The sequence below is a fragment of the Pseudomonas sp. FA117 genome (assembly GCF_057370475.1).
On sequence record NZ_CM170675.1, the window covers coordinates 5520791 to 5538381 of the forward strand.

Annotated in this window: 13 protein-coding genes; 7 read left to right on the forward strand and 6 right to left on the reverse strand. The window is 64.3% G+C overall.

What is annotated here, in order from left to right; genetic code table 11:
* Nucleotides 1–23: 23 nt before the first annotated feature.
* The 6 genes from betB to trxC all read left to right on the forward strand — a co-directional run bounded on the left by betB (nt 24) and on the right by trxC (nt 10716).
* The gene (gene betB, locus AC1TXO_RS25290) at nt 24–1496 is read left to right on the forward strand and encodes a betaine-aldehyde dehydrogenase (RefSeq protein WP_486404248.1); all 1473 of its coding nucleotides are present in this window, start codon (nt 24–26) and stop codon (nt 1494–1496) included.
* 76 nt (nt 1497–1572) lie between these two features.
* On the forward strand, nt 1573–3270 hold the full coding sequence (gene betA, locus AC1TXO_RS25295) for a choline dehydrogenase (RefSeq protein ID WP_486404249.1): 1698 nt from the start codon (nt 1573–1575) through the stop codon (nt 3268–3270).
* Nucleotides 3271–3525: 255 nt separating this feature from the next.
* On the forward strand, nt 3526–5268 hold the full coding sequence (locus AC1TXO_RS25300; RefSeq protein WP_486404250.1) for a potassium/proton antiporter: 1743 nt from the start codon (nt 3526–3528) through the stop codon (nt 5266–5268).
* Nucleotides 5269–5304: 36 nt separating this feature from the next.
* Nucleotides 5305–8610 (forward strand): mechanosensitive channel MscK, encoded by a 3306-nt coding sequence (gene mscK, locus AC1TXO_RS25305; protein WP_486404251.1) that lies wholly within the window; start codon nt 5305–5307, stop codon nt 8608–8610.
* A gap of 161 nt (nt 8611–8771) precedes the next feature.
* A complete protein-coding gene (gene selO / locus AC1TXO_RS25310) occupies nt 8772–10232 on the forward strand; it encodes a protein adenylyltransferase SelO (RefSeq protein WP_486404252.1) in 1461 nt (486 codons plus the stop codon).
* Between the two features lie 49 nt (nt 10233–10281).
* A complete protein-coding gene (trxC, locus tag AC1TXO_RS25315; RefSeq protein ID WP_486404253.1) occupies nt 10282–10716 on the forward strand; it encodes a thioredoxin TrxC in 435 nt (144 codons plus the stop codon).
* Here trxC and AC1TXO_RS25320 read toward each other — a convergent pair.
* The gene (locus tag AC1TXO_RS25320) at nt 10713–11486 is read right to left on the reverse strand and encodes a ParA family protein (RefSeq protein ID WP_054891199.1); all 774 of its coding nucleotides are present in this window, start codon (nt 11484–11486) and stop codon (nt 10713–10715) included. The two genes, trxC and AC1TXO_RS25320, sit on opposite strands and share 4 nt — an antisense overlap.
* A gap of 52 nt (nt 11487–11538) precedes the next feature.
* Nucleotides 11539–12444, reverse strand: a complete 906-nt coding sequence (locus tag AC1TXO_RS25325; protein ID WP_486404254.1) for a LysR family transcriptional regulator — start codon at nt 12442–12444, stop codon at nt 11539–11541.
* A gap of 165 nt (nt 12445–12609) precedes the next feature.
* Here AC1TXO_RS25325 and AC1TXO_RS25330 point away from each other — a divergent pair, with 165 nt between their 5' ends.
* The gene (locus AC1TXO_RS25330; protein WP_486406912.1) at nt 12610–13797 is read left to right on the forward strand and encodes an MFS transporter; all 1188 of its coding nucleotides are present in this window, start codon (nt 12610–12612) and stop codon (nt 13795–13797) included.
* A 48-nt stretch (nt 13798–13845) separates the two neighbouring features.
* On the opposite strand, the gene AC1TXO_RS25335 is transcribed toward AC1TXO_RS25330, so the two are convergent.
* The 4 genes from AC1TXO_RS25335 to AC1TXO_RS25350 all read right to left on the reverse strand — a co-directional run bounded on the left by AC1TXO_RS25335 (nt 13846) and on the right by AC1TXO_RS25350 (nt 17583).
* Nucleotides 13846–14193: a NirD/YgiW/YdeI family stress tolerance protein gene (locus tag AC1TXO_RS25335; protein ID WP_486404255.1), complete on the reverse strand. Its 348-nt coding sequence runs from the start codon at nt 14191–14193 to the stop codon at nt 13846–13848.
* An 80-nt stretch (nt 14194–14273) separates the two neighbouring features.
* Nucleotides 14274–14789: a cytochrome b gene (locus tag AC1TXO_RS25340; protein ID WP_486404256.1), complete on the reverse strand. Its 516-nt coding sequence runs from the start codon at nt 14787–14789 to the stop codon at nt 14274–14276.
* A gap of 112 nt (nt 14790–14901) precedes the next feature.
* Complete coding sequence (hemE, locus tag AC1TXO_RS25345; RefSeq protein WP_486404257.1) at nt 14902–15969, reverse strand: uroporphyrinogen decarboxylase; 1068 nt, start codon at nt 15967–15969, stop codon at nt 14902–14904.
* A 195-nt stretch (nt 15970–16164) separates the two neighbouring features.
* A complete protein-coding gene (locus AC1TXO_RS25350; RefSeq protein WP_486404258.1) occupies nt 16165–17583 on the reverse strand; it encodes an FAD-dependent oxidoreductase in 1419 nt (472 codons plus the stop codon).
* Nucleotides 17584–17591: the final 8 nt, after the last annotated feature.

The following is a 17591-nucleotide window of genomic DNA, read 5'->3' on the forward strand; positions in this document are numbered from 1 at the left end:
CACACTGCACTTGCGAGGACTCTATGGCCCGTTTCGGAACGCAAAAACTCTACATCGATGGTGGTTATGTCGACGCTGGCAGCGATGCCACCTTCGAGGCCATCAACCCGGCCACCGGCGAAGTCCTCGCCCACGTCCAGCGTGCGACCGAGGCTGACGTCGAGCGCGCCGTCGAGAGCGCCGAACGTGGCCAGAAAGTCTGGGCCGCGATGACCGCCATGCAGCGTTCGCGCATCCTGCGCCGCGCCGTCGACATCCTGCGCGAGCGCAACGATGAACTGGCCATGCTGGAAACCCTGGACACCGGCAAGTCGTACTCCGAGACCCGCTACGTCGACATCGTCACCGGCGCCGACGTGCTGGAGTACTACGCAGGCCTGGTTCCGGCCATCGAAGGCGAGCAGATTCCACTGCGTGAATCGTCCTTCGTCTACACCCGCCGCGAGCCGCTGGGCGTGACCGCCGGTATCGGCGCCTGGAACTACCCGATCCAGATCGCCCTGTGGAAATCCGCACCGGCCCTGGCCGCCGGCAACGCGATGATCTTCAAGCCGTCGGAAGTCACCTCGCTGACCACCCTGAAACTGGCCGAGATCTACACCGAAGCCGGCCTGCCGGATGGCGTGTTCAACGTCCTGACCGGCAGCGGCCGCGAAGTCGGCACCCTGCTGACCGAGCACCCGCGCATCGAGAAAGTCTCCTTCACCGGCGGCACCACCACCGGCAAGAAGGTCATGGCCAGCGCCTCGAGCTCCTCGCTCAAGGAAGTGACCATGGAACTGGGCGGCAAATCGCCGCTGATCATCTGCGACGACGCCGACCTGGACAAGGCCGCCGACATCGCCATGATGGCCAACTTCTACAGCTCCGGTCAGGTCTGCACCAACGGCACTCGCGTATTCGTTCCAGCCGCGATGAAGGCCGCGTTCGAAGCCAAGATCGCCGAGCGCGTCGCACGCATCCGCGTCGGCAACCCGGAAGACGAGAACACCAACTTCGGTCCGCTGGTCAGCTTCCAGCACATGGAAAGCGTCCTGGGCTACATCGCCAAGGGCAAGGAAGAAGGCGCCCGCGTACTGTGCGGCGGTGAGCGTCTGACCGAGGGTGCGTTCGCCAAGGGCGCCTTCGTCGCCCCGACCGTGTTCACCGACTGCACCGACGACATGACCATCGTCAAGGAAGAGATCTTCGGCCCAGTGATGAGCATCCTCAGCTACGAGACCGAGGAAGAAGTCATCCGTCGCGCCAACGACACCGAGTACGGCCTGGCAGCCGGTGTCTGCACCAACGACATCACCCGCGCCCACCGCATCATCCACAAGCTCGAAGCCGGCATCTGCTGGATCAACGCCTGGGGCGAATCGCCAGCCGAGATGCCGGTCGGCGGCTACAAGCAATCGGGCGTCGGCCGTGAGAACGGTGTCAGCTCGCTGGCCCAATACACTCGCATCAAGTCGGTGCAGGTCGAGCTGGGCGGCTACAACTCGGTCTTCTAAGACCGGTCTGGCCACGCCCGTGCCTCTGCGCACGGGCGCTCCCGCTCCCTGAACACTGCCAACGAGGGTACTTTGCATGTCCCAAGAATTCGATTACATCATCGTCGGTGCCGGTTCCGCCGGTAACACCCTGGCCACCCGCCTGACCGAAGACGCCAGCGTCTCGGTGCTGCTGCTGGAAGCCGGCGGCCCCGACTACCGCTTCGATTTCCGCACCCAGATGCCGGCCGCCCTGGCCTTCCCGCTGCAGGGCCGTCGCTACAACTGGGCCTACGAGACCGATCCTGAGCCGCACATGGACGGCCGCCGCATGGAATGTGGCCGCGGCAAGGGCCTGGGCGGTTCCTCGCTGATCAACGGCATGTGCTACATCCGCGGCAACGCCATGGACTTCGACGGCTGGGCCGAACTGCCAGGCCTGGAAGACTGGACTTATCTGGACTGCCTGCCCTACTTCAAGAAAGCCGAAACCCGTGACATCGGCCCGAACGACTACCACGGTGGCGAAGGCCCGGTCAGCGTTGCCACGCCGAAAGCCGGCAACAACCCGCTGTTCCATGCCATGGTCGAAGCTGGCGTACAGGCCGGCTACCCACGCACCGAAGACCTCAACGGCTACCAGCAGGAAGGCTTCGGCCCGATGGACCGCTCGGTGACCAAGAATGGCCGTCGCTCCAGCACCGCACGCGGTTACCTGGACCAGGCCAAGAAGCGCCCGAACCTGACCATCGTCACCCACGCCCTGAGCGACCGCGTGCTGTTCGACGGCAAGCGCGCCGTAGGCGTGACCTACCTGGTCGGCGACAGCGAAGAACGCGTCGAAGCCCGTGCCCGCAAGGAAGTCATCGTCAGCTCCGGCGCCATCGCTTCGCCGCAGTTGCTGCAGCGCTCCGGTGTCGGCCCGCGCGCCCTGCTGGAAAGCCTCGACATTCCGGTGGTCCACGACCTGCCGGGCGTCGGCGAGAACCTGCAGGATCACCTGGAACTGTACCTGCAGTACGCCTGCACCCAACCGGTGTCGCTGTATCCATCGCTGCTGTGGTGGAACCAGCCGGCCATCGGTGCCGAGTGGCTGTTCAACGGCACCGGCATCGGCGCCAGCAACCAGTTCGAGGCCGGCGGTTTCATCCGTACCCGCCCTGAATTCGAGTGGCCGAACATCCAGTACCACTTCCTGCCGGTCGCCATCAATTACAACGGCTCCAACGGCGTGAAGGAACACGGCTTCCAGGCCCACATGGGTTCGATGCGCTCGCCGAGCCGTGGCCGCATCCAGGCCAAGTCCAAGGACCCGCGCCAGCACCCGAGCATCCTGTTCAACTACATGGCCACCGAGCAGGACTGGCAGGAATTCCGCGATGGTATCCGCCTGACCCGCGAGATCATGGCCCAGCCGGCGCTGGACCCGTATCGCGGTCGCGAGATCAGCCCGGGTGCGCACGTGCAGACCGATGAAGAGCTGGACAAATTCATCCGCGAGCACGCCGAAACCGCCTTCCACCCGTCCTGCTCGTGCAAGATGGGCACCGACGACATGGCGGTGGTCGATGGCGAAGGTCGCGTGCATGGCATGCAGGGCCTGCGTGTGGTCGATGCCTCGATCATGCCGATCATCATCACCGGCAACCTCAACGCCACCACGATCATGATCGCCGAGAAAATCTCGGACAAGATCCGCAACCGCAAGCCTTTGGCGCGCAGCACCGCCAAGTACTACAAGGCCAACGGTGCACCGGTGAAGGGCAAGGCGATGCGTGAGGTGAAGCAGGGCTAAACCTGCACTGGCCTCTTCGCGAGCAAGCCCGCTCCCACAGGTACTGCACAAGTCTTCATGCCTGTGGTGAACCTGTGGGAGCGGGCTTGCCCGCGAAAGGGCCCGCATAGGCAACACAACAAAAGGCACCCACCGCGGTGCCTTTTGCACATCTGCAGAAACGCTTTACATGCTGGCAATTCATCAGGTTAGAATCGATTGGCACGCGACTTGCCAGTCAAGTCATCTTTCCGCGATATCCCGGAGTACCTGCCTTTGGATGCCAGCACCATCAACAGCCTGTTCCTGATCGGCGCACTGCTGGTGGGCGCAAGTATCCTGGTCAGCTCCCTCTCGTCGCGTCTGGGCATCCCTATCCTGGTCATCATCCTCGCGGTCGGCATGGTCGCCGGCGTCGATGGTGGCGGCATCATCTTCAACAACTACCCGACCGCCTACCTGGTGGGCAACCTGGCATTGGCGGTGATTCTGCTCGACGGTGGCCTGCGCACGCGGGTGGCGAGTTTCCGCGTGGCCCTGTGGCCGGCCTTGTCGCTGGCCACGGTGGGCGTGCTGATCACCACCGCGCTGACCGGCATGGTCGCGGCCTGGCTGTTCGACCTGAGCCTGATCCAGGGCCTGCTGATCGGCGCCATCGTCGGTTCCACCGACGCCGCAGCGGTGTTCTCGCTGCTCGGCGGCAAGGGCTTGAACGAACGGGTGACGGCAACCCTGGAAATCGAATCGGGCAGCAACGACCCGATGGCGGTGTTCCTCACCGTCACCCTGATCGACATGATCGCCAGCGGCCAGACCGGCCTGCACTGGAGCCTGCTGACCCACCTGCTGCGCGAGTTCGGCATTGGTGGCCTGCTGGGCCTGGGCGGTGGCTGGCTGATGCTGCAACTGGTCAATCGCATCAACCTGGCCGGCGGCCTGTACCCGATCCTGGTGGTCGCCGGCGGCCTGGTGGTGTTCTCGCTGACCAACGCCCTGCACGGCAGCGGCTTCCTCGCCGTCTACCTGTGCGGCCTGGTGCTGGGCAACAAGCCGATCCGCAGCCGCCACGGCATCCTGCACATGCTCGACGGCATGGCCTGGCTGGCACAGATCGGCATGTTCCTGGTGCTGGGGCTGCTGGTCACCCCGCATGACCTGCTGCCGATCGCCCTGCCGGCCCTGGGCCTGGCGCTGTGGATGATCCTCATTGCCAGGCCGCTGTCGGTGGTAGCGGCGTTGCTGCCGTTCAAGGCCTTCCACGGCCGCGAGAAAGGCTTCATCTCGTGGGTCGGCCTGCGCGGCGCAGTACCGATCATCCTTGCGGTGTTCCCGCTGATGGCGGGGCTGCCGGATGCGCAGTTGTTCTTCAACCTGGCGTTCTTCATCGTGCTCATTTCGCTGCTGGTGCAAGGCACCAGCCTGCCGTGGATGGCCAAGCTGCTGAAGGTCACGGTGCCGCCGGACCCGGCGCCGATCTCACGCTCGGCGCTGGAAGTGCACATCACCAGCGAGTGGGAGCTGTTCGTCTACCGCCTGGGCGCGGAAAAATGGTGCATCGGCGCCGCCCTGCGCGAGTTGAAGATGCCCGAGGGCACGCGGATTGCGGCGCTGTTCCGTGGCGAGCAACTGCTGCACCCTTCCGGCAGCACCGTACTGGAAGTCGGTGACATGCTCTGCGTGATCGGTCACGAACACAATCTGCCTGCCCTCGGCAAACTGTTCAGCCAGGCGCCGCAGCGTGGTCTGGACCTGCGCTTCTTCGGCGACTTCGTTCTCGAAGGCGATGCCGAACTGGGTGCCGTGGCGGCGCTTTATGGCCTGAAACTCGATGGCCTGGACGCAAAAATGCCGCTGGCGCAGTTCATCCGACAGAAGGTCGGAGGCGCTCCAGTGGTAGGCGACCAGGTCGAATGGCACAGCACGATCTGGACTGTCGCGACCATGGACGGGAACAAGATCCAGAAAGTGGGCGTCAGATTCCCCGAAGGAACCCGACCCGGCCCGGGCCTGTTCCTCTAAACTCCGTTCGTGCCCCATCTCGCAAGTAGTCTGCCTATGTCCCTGCGCGTGTATGCCCGCGCAGCCCTGCTCGGGCTGTGCCTTTCCCTGTCGTTCGGCGCTGCGGCGGCCGAGGTGCCGGCCGCTCCCGGTATCCAGAACAGCCTCGACAAGATCGCCGAGCGCAAGCTGCCGGAACCCGAGCAGAAGGCGCTGCAGCAAGTGCTGGAGCAGACCCTGACGCTGATCGCCAGCAAGGAAGACAGCGAGAAGAAGCTTGCCGACCTCAAGCAGCAGCTCGCCGGTGCCCCCCAGGAAACCCGCGACAGCCAGCGCGAGCTGGCCAAGCTCAAGGACAGCAAGGTCACCCCCGTGGCCCAACGCTACGCCAGCCTCGGCGTGCCACAGCTCGAGCAGATGCTCAGCGAGCGCAGCACCCAGCAAGGCGACCTGCAGAAGGCCCTGGCCGAAGCCAACAGCCTGATCATCAATTCCCAGACCCGCCCCGAGCGCGCCCAGGCCGAGATCAGCAACAACCAGACCCGCGCCCAGCAGATCAACAACGCCCTGAAGTCCGGCAAGGACAACGGCAAGGCGATCTCCGCCGACCAGCGCAACCAGCTCAACGCCGAGCTGGCCTCGCTCAATGCCCTGACCCTGTTGCGCCGCCAGGAGCTGGCCGGCAACAGCCTGCTGCAGGACCTTGGCAATGCCCGCCATGACCTGCTGATCGAGCGCGCGGCGCGCCTGGAGCAAGAGATCCAGGACCTGCAGACGCTGATCAACGAGAAGCGCCTGGCGCAATCGCAACAGACCGTCACCCAACAGTCGATCGAAGCGCAGAAGGCCGGTGGCAGTACCCTGCTGGCCAACGAGAGCGCCGCCAACCTCAAGCTCTCCGACTACCTGCTGCGCAGCACCGACCGCCTCAACGAACTCACCCAGCAGAACCTGCAGTCCAAGCAGCAGCTCGACACCCTCACCCAGGCCGACCAGGCACTCGACGAGCAGATCAACGTGCTCAAGGGCAGCCTGCTGCTGTCGAAGATTCTCTACAAGCAGAAGCAGGCGCTGCCGCACCTGAAGGTCGACCGCGACCTGGCCGACCAGATCGCCGACATCCGCCTGTACCAGTTCGAGGTGAACCAGCAGCGCGAGCAGATGAGCAGCCCGTCCAGCTACGTCGACAAGCTGCTGTCGACCCAGGCCGAACAGGATGTCACCCCGCAATTGCGCAAGGCCCTTCTGGAAGTTGCCATCACCCGCAGCGACCTGCTCGAACGCCTGAACCGCGAACTGTCGGCGCTGCTCAACGAATCGATCACCCTGCAACTGAACCAGAAGCAGTTGCTGAGCACCGCGCAGAACCTGCGCACCACCCTCGACGAGCAGATGTTCTGGATCCCCAGCAACAAGCCGCTGGACTGGGACTGGCTGCGCTACGTGCCCGAACGCTTCGCCGACCAGGTCGCCAGCCTGCCCTGGGGGTCCGGCATCTCGGAACTGGCCGACGGCCTGAGCCAGCGCCCGCTGCTGTTCCTGCCGCTGCTGCTGGTGATCGGCGCTCTGCTGTGGCGCCGCAAATACCTGTACCAGCGCCTGGGCAAGGTGCACCAGGACATCGGGCACTTCCGCCGCGACAGCCAGTGGCACACGCCCCAGGCGATCCTGATCAACATCCTCCTGGCCATGCCGGTGAGCCTGGGCCTGGCGCTGTGCAGCTATGCGCTGCAGATCGACGCCCGTGGCCAGAATGCCAACCTCGGTGCAGCCCTGTGGCAACTGGCCCAGGCCTGGCTGGTGTTCTATACCGCCTACCGCGTGCTGGCGCCGGGAGGCGTGGCCGAGGTGCACTTCCGCTGGCACAAGCCGCAGGTCGAGTTCCTGCGCGGCTGGGTGCGCAGGCTCGGCACGGTGGTGCTGGCCCTGGTCGGCGTGGTCGCGGTGGCCGAGCACCAGCCTTCGGCGCTGGCCGACGATGTGCTGGGCATCGGCGTGGTGCTGGCCTGCTACGCATTGATGGCCTGGCTGCTCAGCCGCCTGCTGCTGAGCAGCCCGGCGCACCGCGACACCTCGCTGTTCCGCAAGGCGGTCGGGGTAGCCTTCACCGCGCTGCCGATCGCACTGTTCGTCGCGGTGTGCTTCGGCTACTACTACACCGCGCTGAAACTCACCGACCGCCTGATCTACACCCTCTACCTGCTGTTGTTCTGGCTGGTGATCGAGGCGGCGTTCGTGCGAGGCCTGTCGGTGGCGGCGCGGCGCCTGGCCTACCAGCGCGCGCTGAGCAAGCGCGCGGCGGCCAAGGAAGGGCTGGACGGCGAAGTCATCGTCGAGGAACCCACCCTGGACATCGAGCAGGTCAACCAGCAGTCGCTGCGCCTGATCCGCCTGGCCCTGCTCGGCGGCTTCATCGGTGGGCTGTACTGGGTATGGTCGGACCTGATCACAGTGTTCTCCTACCTCAACAACATCACCCTGTACGAATATTCCAGCGGCACCGGCGCTGCGGCCAGCCTGGTGCCGATCAGCCTCGGTGACCTGCTGGGTGCGCTGGTCATCGCCGGTATCACCATCGCCCTGGCCAGCAACCTGCCCGGTCTGCTGGAGGTGCTGGTGCTGTCGCGCCTGAGCCTGGCACAGGGCAGCGCCTATGCGATCACCACGTTGCTGTCCTATGTGATCGTCGGCGTCGGCATCGTCAGCACCCTGGCCACCCTCGGGGTGAGCTGGGACAAGCTGCAGTGGCTGGTCGCCGCCCTCTCGCTGGGCCTGGGCTTCGGCATGCAGGAGATCTTCGCCAACTTCATCTCCGGCATCATGATCCTGTTCGAGCGCCCGGTGCGCATCGGCGACACCATCACCATCGGCAACCTGTCCGGCACGGTGAGCAAGATCCGCATCCGCGCCACTACCATCACCGACTTCGACCGCAAGGACATCATCGTCCCCAACAAGACCTTCATCACCGGCCAGCTGATCAACTGGTCGCTGACCGACACGGTCACCCGGGTGACGCTCAAGCTGGGCATCGACTACGGCTCCGACCTGGACCTGGTGCGCGACCTGCTGCTCAAGGGCGCCCATGAAAACCCACGCGTGCTCAAGGATCCGGAGCCGATCGTGTATTTCCTGCAGTTCGGCGAGAGCTCGCTTGACCATGAACTGCGCATGCACGTGCGCGACCTGGGCGACCGCAACCCGACGCTCGACGAGATCAACCGCTACATCAACCGTGAGTTCAAGGCCCACGACATCAAGATCTCGGTGCGCCAGGTGGAGGTGTTCCTGATGGACACCAAGGGTGGCAAGCAGCAGATGATCCCGCTGCAGAGCAAACCCGACAGCACTCCACCGAGCTGAGTGGACGCTGATGGGTGCAAGCGCCCAGAATGCCTGCGAGGGCTCTGCCCTCGACCGCGGGGCAAGCCCGCTCCCACAGCGAACAGCGCTCTGCAGGAGCGGGCTTGCCCCACGAAGGGCCGCAAGGCGGCCCCTGTCACCGATACCCAGGAGCCGGCCACGTGAAAGCCCTCGACCAACTCACCTTCGATAACCGCTTCGCCCGACTCGGCGACGTCTTCTCCACCCAGGTGCTGCCCGAGCCGATTGCCGAGCCGCGCCTGGTGGTCGCCAGCGAGTCGGCCATGGCCCTGCTCGACCTTGACCCGGCCCAGGCCGATGAGCCGGTGTTCGCCGAGCTGTTCAGCGGCCACAAGCTCTGGGAAGAGGCCGACCCGCGGGCGATGGTCTATTCCGGCCACCAGTTCGGGTCGTACAACCCACGCCTGGGCGACGGCCGCGGCCTGTTGCTGGGCGAGGTGCTGAACGACGCCGGCGAGCACTGGGACCTGCACCTCAAGGGCGCCGGCCAGACCCCGTACTCGCGCATGGGCGATGGCCGCGCCGTACTGCGCTCGTCGATCCGCGAATTCCTCGCTTCGGAAGCGCTTCACGCCCTGGGCATCCCCAGCAGCCGGGCGCTGTGCGTGGTGGGCTCGAGCACGCCGGTGTGGCGCGAAACCCGCGAGAGCGCGGCCATGCTGCTGCGCCTGGCACACAGCCATGTGCGCTTCGGCCATTTCGAATACTTCTACTACACCAAGCAGCCCGAGCAACAACGCGTGCTCATCGATCACGTGCTCGAACAGCACTACCCCGAATGCCGCGACGCCGAGCAGCCCTACCTGGCGATGTTCCGCACCATCGTCGAGCGCAACGCCGAGCTGATCGCGCGCTGGCAGGCCTATGGCTTCTGCCACGGGGTGATGAACACCGACAACATGTCGATCCTGGGCATCACCTTCGACTTCGGCCCCTACGCCTTCCTCGACGACTTCGACGCCAACTTCATCTGCAACCACTCCGACGATCGCGGCCGCTACAGTTACGCCAACCAGGTGCCGATCGCCCACTGGAATCTGAGCGCCCTGGCCCAGGCCCTGACCACGGTGATCGAAGTGGAGGCGCTGAAGGAGACGCTCGGCCTGTTCCTGCCGCTGTACCAGGCGCACTACCTGGACCTGATGCGCCGTCGTCTCGGCCTGACCACCGCCGAAGACGGCGACATGGCCCTGATCGAGCGTCTTCTGCAACGCATGCAGAGTGGCGGCGTGGACTACACCCTGTTCTTCCGCCGACTTGGCGAGCAGCCGGTGGAACAGGCGCTGAACGTGGTTCGCGACGACTTCATCGACCTCGCAGGCTTCGACGCCTGGGGCGCCGACTACCTCGCACGCTGCCAGCGCGAAGCGGGTAACGCCGAAGGTCGGCGCGAGCGCATGCATGCGGTCAACCCGCTGTATATCCTGCGCAACTACCTGGCGCAGCGGGCCATCGAGGCGGCCGAGGGCGGCGACTACAGTGAAGTGCGCAGGCTGCATCAGGTATTGTGCCGGCCATTCGATGAGCAGCCCGGAATGCAAGCCTATGCCGAGCGCCCGCCGGAGTGGGGCAAGCACCTGGAAATCAGCTGTTCTTCCTGAATTACGCCCGCCCCGACAGGTTATATGTGAACGCTATTGCGGAGAAAACATGTCAGACCCACTGGTAATCCCCTGCCCACACTGCAACGGCCTCAACCGCCTGCCCGCCGAACGCCTGGGCGACGCGCCGAAATGCGGGCGCTGCAAGAATGACGTGCTGCCGAGCACCCCGTTCGAACTCACCGAAGCCAGCTACGCCAGCCAGATCAAGGGCGACATGCCCTTGCTGGTGGACGTCTGGGCCGACTGGTGCGGCCCGTGCAAGAGCTTTGCACCGACCTTCGAACAGGCAGCCCGTCAGCTCAGTGGCCGCTGCCGCCTGGCCAAGCTCGACAGCGAGGCCAACCGCAACCTCGCCGGGCGGCTGGGCATCCGTTCTATCCCGAGCCTGATCCTGTTCAAGAACGGTCGCGAAGTCAGCCGCCAGGCCGGCGCGTTCCCGCTCCAGTCGTTGCTGGAGTGGGTGCGCAGCCAAGGGGTCTAAGCGTTTTCTTCGAGCAGCGAGTGCAACTCGACGAACTGCTGGGTCAGCTTGTGCCGCGGCTCCAGATGAATCAGCGGCAGGCTGGCGTGGTGCGATTCGCGCATCTTCACCGAGCTGCCCAGGTACACCGGCAGCACCGGCAGCCCCTCGGCGAGCAGCTCGTCGAGCATCTGCTGAGGCAGGCTGGCACGTGACTGGAACTGGTTGACCACGATGCCCTCCACCTGGAGGTCTTCGTTGTGGTCGTCCTTGAGTTCCTCTATCTCGGCCAGCAGGCCGTACAGGGCCTGGCGCGAGAAGCTGTCGCAATCGAAGGGAATCAGTACACGATCAGCAGCGATCAGCGCAGAAACCGCATAGAAGTTCAACGCTGGCGGGGTGTCGATGTAGATCCGCTCGTAATCCTCGTCCAGCTCGTCGAGCAATTTACGCAGCTTGTTGATCTTGTGCTTGGCCTCGAGCTTGGGCTGCAGGTCGGCCAGCTCGGCGGTGGCAGTGACCACGTGCAGGTTATCGAAGGGCGTTTCGTAGATATCGACCTTGTTCTTCTTGCTGAACGGCCCGCTGGACAGGCTCTGCTTGAAGAAATCGGCAATCCCCATGGGGATGTCGTCGCCCGTCAACCCGGTCAGGTACTGGGTGGAGTTGGCCTGGGCATCCAGGTCGATCAACAGGGTCCGGTAGCCTTCGTTGGCACTGACCGCCGCCAGGTTGCAGGCGATGCTCGACTTGCCCACGCCACCTTTCTGATTGAACACCACGCGCCGCATGACTGACCTCCGTGTATCAGGGAATGCCCGAGTATGTGTCCGACGCGGCGGTTTAGCCAGCACCTTCGGGCTTTTCCAGCCCCGCCAGCAGATCGACGAACGCACGCGCCATCGCCGAACCAGAGCCCTCGCGGCGTACCAGCCAGACCGCACTGGTCGCCTGTTCGTCGAGCAGGGTGCGATAGACCACGCCATCGATGCGGATGCGCTGGAACGAGGCCGGCAGCACCGACACCCCCAGCCCCGCCGAGACCAGGCCGATGATGGTCAGGGCTTCGCCGGCCTCCTGGGCAAAGTGCGGGCTGAAACCGGCCTGGCGCGCCAGGTCCATCAGTTGCGCGTACAGACCGCTGCCGTAGCTGCGTGGGAAGAACACGAACGGTTCGTGAGCCAGGTCTCGCATATACAGCCCCTGCTCGCTGCCCAGCGCCAGCGGGTGAGAGGCATTGAGCACCGCCACCAGTGGCTCGCGGAACAGTTCAGTGAGCGCCAGCCCTTCCGGTACCGGCAGTGGACGCATAAGGCCAACCTCGATGGACTCGTCGAACACCGCATCGACCACCTCGCGGCTGCTCATTTCCGTCAGGTGCAGGTGCACCGCCGGGAAGCGCTGGCGGAAGGCGTGGATCGCCTGGGGAATCCTCGAGGTGAAGGGCGCCGACGAGGTGAAGCCAATCTTCATTTCGCCCAGCTCCCCCAACTGTGCGCGACGCGCCACATCGGCCGCCTTGTCGACTTGCGCCAGCACCTGGCGCGCCTCCTCGAGGAAAAGCCTTCCAGCCTCGCTCAGCTCGACCCGACGATTGGTGCGCTCGAACAGACGCGCGCCCAGTTCCTGCTCAAGTGCCTGGATCTGCTGGCTCAACGGGGGCTGAGAGATGCCCAGCTGCTGGGCTGCACGACCAAAGTGCAGCTCTTCGGCAACAGCGATGAAATACCGCAGGTGGCGCAGTTCCATGGGCAACCCCAAACAAGTCGTCAAACATCTTAAATAGGTCGAACAATATATTGGATCTAATCATTAGTCAGCTATATGATTTTTTCATTGCACCTGAGGTACCCGCCCGTGAAAACTGCTGTAGCCCCCCTTCCCGCCGACCCCGAACCTGCCCTGGCGACCGACATGTGGATCGAGAAAGGCACCCCCGCCTTCATGAAGACCGTGCTGGCGCTGTTCAGCGGCGGTTTCGCCACGTTCGCCCTGCTCTACTGCGTGCAACCGATGATGCCGCTGCTGTCGCAGGAGTTCTCGATCAATGCGGCGCAGAGCAGCCTGGTGCTGTCGGTATCTACAGCCATGCTGGCGTTCGGGCTGCTGGTGACCGGGCCCATTTCCGATCGCATCGGGCGCAAGCCGGTGATGGTCTCGGCCCTGGTGTGCGCTGCACTGGCGACACTGGCCAGTGCAGTCATGCCGACCTGGGAAGGCGTACTCGCTACCCGCGCGCTGGTCGGCCTGTCGCTGAGCGGTCTGGCGGCGGTGGCGATGACCTACCTGAGCGAGGAAATCCACCCGCAGCACATCGGCCTGGCCATGGGCCTGTACATCGGGGGCAATGCCATCGGCGGGATGAGCGGGCGACTGATCACCGGGGTACTGATCGACTTCGTCAGCTGGCACACGGCGATGCTGGTGATCGGCGGCCTGGCGCTGCTGGCCGCAGTGGTGTTCTGGAAGGTACTCCCCGAATCACGCAACTTCCGCGCGCAGTCGCTGAAGCCGCGCAACCTGCTCGACGGCTTCCTCATGCACTTCAAGGACGCCGGCCTGCCCTGGCTGTTCCTCGAAGCGTTCCTGCTGATGGGCGCCTTCGTCACCCTGTTCAACTACATCGGCTATCGCCTGCTGGCCGAGCCCTATCACATGAACCAGGCGCTGGTCGGCTTGCTGTCGGTGGTGTACCTGTCGGGCATCTACAGTTCTGCCCAGGTCGGCGCGCTGGCCGACAGGCTGGGCAGGCGCAAGGTGTTCTGGGCGAGCATCGTGGTGATGGCAGGCGGCATGCTGATGACCCTGTTCACTCCGCTGCCGGTGGTGATCATCGGGATGCTGGTGTTCACCTTCGGCTTCTTCGGCGCGCATTCGGTGGCCAGCAGCTGGATTGGCCGACGCGCGCTGAAGGCCAAGGGGCAAGCGTCGTCGCTGTACCTGTTCTGCTATTACGCGGGGTCGAGCGTGGCGGGGACGGCGGGCGGGGTGTTCTGGCATTACGCCGGGTGGAACGGCATAGGCCTGTTCATCGGCAGCCTGCTGGCGGTGGCGCTGGCGGTGGCGTTGCGCCTGAGCAAGCTCGCGCCCAAATCGGTGTGAGACGTTCGCGGCAGTTCGCAGGTGAACTGCCGCGAAAGGGCTTTGGAGTCAGTTGACGATCTCGACGATATCCACATCCACCTCACGGCTCATCAGGTGCTTTTCCACCTCACCGGTCAGCTTGACCTTGGTCTTCTCGTTGAACGGGGTGACCGGCAGGTCTTCGTTGTCGATCTCGACGGTGATGGTGCCGGTATTGTCCTTGAACTCGTATTTATCGTCGTTGTTGACCTTCTTGGTCACATAGCCTTGCAGCACCACCGGGGTATCATCGGCGGCTTCCTTTGCGGCGGCAACGGTGGTCACCGGCTGGGCGCCCGGGCCGGTGTAGCCGGCAGCAAGAGCGGCGGTGCTGAACAGCGGGGCGAGAATCAGGGGCAGGTAACGGGCTTTCATGATGATCGGGTCCTGTTTGCGTTTTGATGCCACCAGATTACCGACGATCGCTGAACTGAAGCTTAATCCGCGAGGCTGCATCAGAACCACATGCGTGACAGGATTGGCCGGCCCCCCCAGTGGTGCAGGACCACGCCGACGAGGTGCAGGCCGACCAATGGAATCAGTAGCAGATTAGCCGCCACGTGCAACTGCTCCCAGCTTTGGCGCCACTCACCCCCCTGCAGAAGCGGGCCAAACGAACACCAGCCGAACAGCTCGATGGGGCGGGCCATCATCAGCACCCCCGACAACAGCACGATCGCCGTCACCCAATACATGCCGCCATGCACCCAGACAGCCACCCTGTTTCGCCAAGCCGACATCACAGCCGCCAGCGGAACAGGCTGCCTCAGCCTGTACCAGCACCTGAGCAGGAACAGCGGCAAATACAGGGTCGCCAGCGCAACATTGGCTCTGGCCACGTCCTCATGCCAGCCTTGGCGCTCCGCCACCAGCGCGAGCGAGAAACCACTGACCAGCGTCCACAGGATCACCAACGCCGAAAGCCAATGCAGCACCTTCTGCTGCCAGCAATATCCTACCGTACCCATCATGCCGACTCCGTGCATTGAGGAACGGGGAGAGTAGGCAACCAGCAGCTGGAGATTCAGTCGGAAATCCTGTACCCGTCGTTGCCGAACCTCTCAGGTCGGCAATGACGGTCGGTCAACCGCCGTGATATTGGCCCGACAGCTCGTGCACGGCATTGATGAACGCACCGGCATGTTCCGGGTCCACTTCCGGCGTGATGCCATGGCCCAGGTTGAACACATGGCCGCTGCCCTTGCCGTAGCTGGCCAGGATCCGCGCGACTTCATTGCGGATAGCCCCTGGCTTGGCGTACAGGACGGTCGGGTCCATGTTGCCCTGCAGCGCGACCTTGTCGCCGACGCGACGACGGGCATCGCCGATTTCGCAGGTCCAGTCCAGGCCCAGCGCATCGGCACCGGCCTCGGCGATGCTCTCCAGCCACAGGCCACCGTTCTTGGTGAACAGGATCACCGGCACCTTGCGCCCTTCATGCTCGCGAATCAGACCGCTGACGATCTTGCGCATGTAGGCCAGGGAGAACTCCTGATAGGCCGCTGCCGACAGTGCACCACCCCAGGTATCGAAGATCTGCACCGCCTGGGCGCCGGCCTCGATCTGGCCGTTGAGGTAGCTGGTGACCGACTGTGCCAGCTTGTCGAGCAGCAGGTGCATGGCCTCGGGCTGGTCATAGAGCATCGCCTTGGTCTTGCGGAAGTCTTTCGAGGAGCCGCCCTCGACCATGTAGGTTGCCAGGGTCCAGGGGCTGCCGGAGAAGCCGATAAGTGGCACGCGCCCGTTGAGCTCGCGACGGATGGTGCTGACCGCGTCCATCACGTAGCCCAGGTCCTTGTGCGGGTCGGGGATCGGCAGGGCCTCGATGTCGGCCAGGGTACTGACCACCTTCTTGAAACGCGGACCTTCGCCAGTCTCGAAGTACAGGCCCTGGCCCATGGCATCGGGGATGGTGAGGATGTCTGAGAACAGGATCGCGGCGTCCAGCGGGTAGCGGTCCAGCGGCTGGAGGGTTACTTCGCAGGCGAACTGCGGGTTCATGCACAGGCTCATGAAGTCGCCGGCATTGGCGCGGCTGGCGCGATACTCCGGCAGGTAGCGACCGGCCTGGCGCATCATCCACACCGGGGTGACGTCTACGGGTTGCTTGAGCAGTGCACGCAGGAAACGATCGTTCTTCAGGGCAGTCATGTCGGCATCCAGCAAAAAAGTGCGGGCATTTTCTCAGACGCCAGCGCAAAAGGCACGGCCATGGCCATGCGTTTTGTCTATCGGGTGCCGTGGATCAAGGATTTTTGTATACAAAAAGCATCGCGGGGCACGCCCGCTCCTGCAAAGGGATGCGTGGTCCCTGCAGGAGCGGGCTTGCCCCGCGATAGCGATCGATCAGACTTCGAGGTAGTCCAGGATCCCTTCAGCGGCAGTACGCCCTTCGAAGATCGCCGTCACCACCAGGTCGGAACCGCGCACCATGTCGCCACCGGCGAAGATCTTCGGGTTGCTGGTCTGGTGCTTGAACTTGCCTTTCTCCGGGGCCACCACGCGGCCTTGGCTGTCCATCTGGATGCCATGCTGCTCGAACCACGGCGCCGGGCTCGGGCGGAAGCCGAAGGCGATCACCACGGCATCGGCCGGGAGGATTTCCTCGGAGCCCGGGATCGGCTCGGGGCTGCGGCGGCCACGGGCATCCGGCTCGCCCAGGCGGGTCTCGACGACCTTGACGCCTTCGACCTTGTCCTCGCCGACGATGGCGATGGGCTGGCGGTTGTAGAGGAACTTCACGCCCTCTTCCTTGGCGTTCTTCACTTCCTTGCGCGAGCCGGGCATGTTCGCCTCGTCGCGACGATAGGCACAGGTCACGGCCTTGGCGCCCTGGCGGATCGAGGTGCGGTTGCAGTCCATCGCGGTGTCGCCACCGCCCAGCACCACGACCTTCTTGCCCTGCATGTCGACGAAGTCTTCGGGAGACTTCTCGAAGCCCAGGTTGCGATTGACGTTGGCGATCAGGAAGTCCAGGGCGTCGTGCACCCCCGGCAGGTCTTCACCCGGGAAGCCGCCCTTCATGTAGGTGTAGGTGCCCATGCCCATGAACACTGCATCGTACTCGCCGAGCAGTTGTTCCATGGTGATGTCCTTGCCCACCTCGGTGTTCAGGCGGAACTCGATGCCCATGCCGGTGAAGACTTCGCGGCGATTGCTCAGCACGGTCTTTTCCAGCTTGAACTCAGGAATGCCGAACGTCAGCAGGCCGCCGATCTCGGGGTTCTTGTCGAACACCACCGGGGTCACGCCGGCACGCACGAGCACGTCGGCACAGCCCAGGCCTGCCGGGCCAGCACCGATGATGGCAACGCGCTTGCCGGTCGGCTTGACCTTGGACATGTCCGGGCGCCAGCCCATGGCGAAGGCGGTGTCGGTGATGTACTTCTCCACCGAGCCGATGGTCACTGCACCGAAGCCATCGTTCAGGGTGCACGCGCCCTCGCACAGGCGGTCCTGCGGGCACACGCGGCCGCACACTTCGGGCAGGGTGTTGGTCTGGTGCGACAGCTCGGCCGCAGCCAGGATGTTGCCTTCGGACACCAGCTTCAGCCAGTTGGGGATGAAGTTGTGCACCGGGCACTTCCACTCGCAATACGGGTTGCCGCAGCCCAGGCAGCGATGCGCCTGCTCCACGGACTGCTGCGGCTTGAAGGGTTCGTAGATCTCCACGAACTCCTTCTTGCGCTGGCGCAGCAGCTTTTTCTTCGGGTCCTTGCGGCCCACTTCGATGAACTGGAAGTCGTTGCTCAGACGTTCAGCCATTTTTCAAA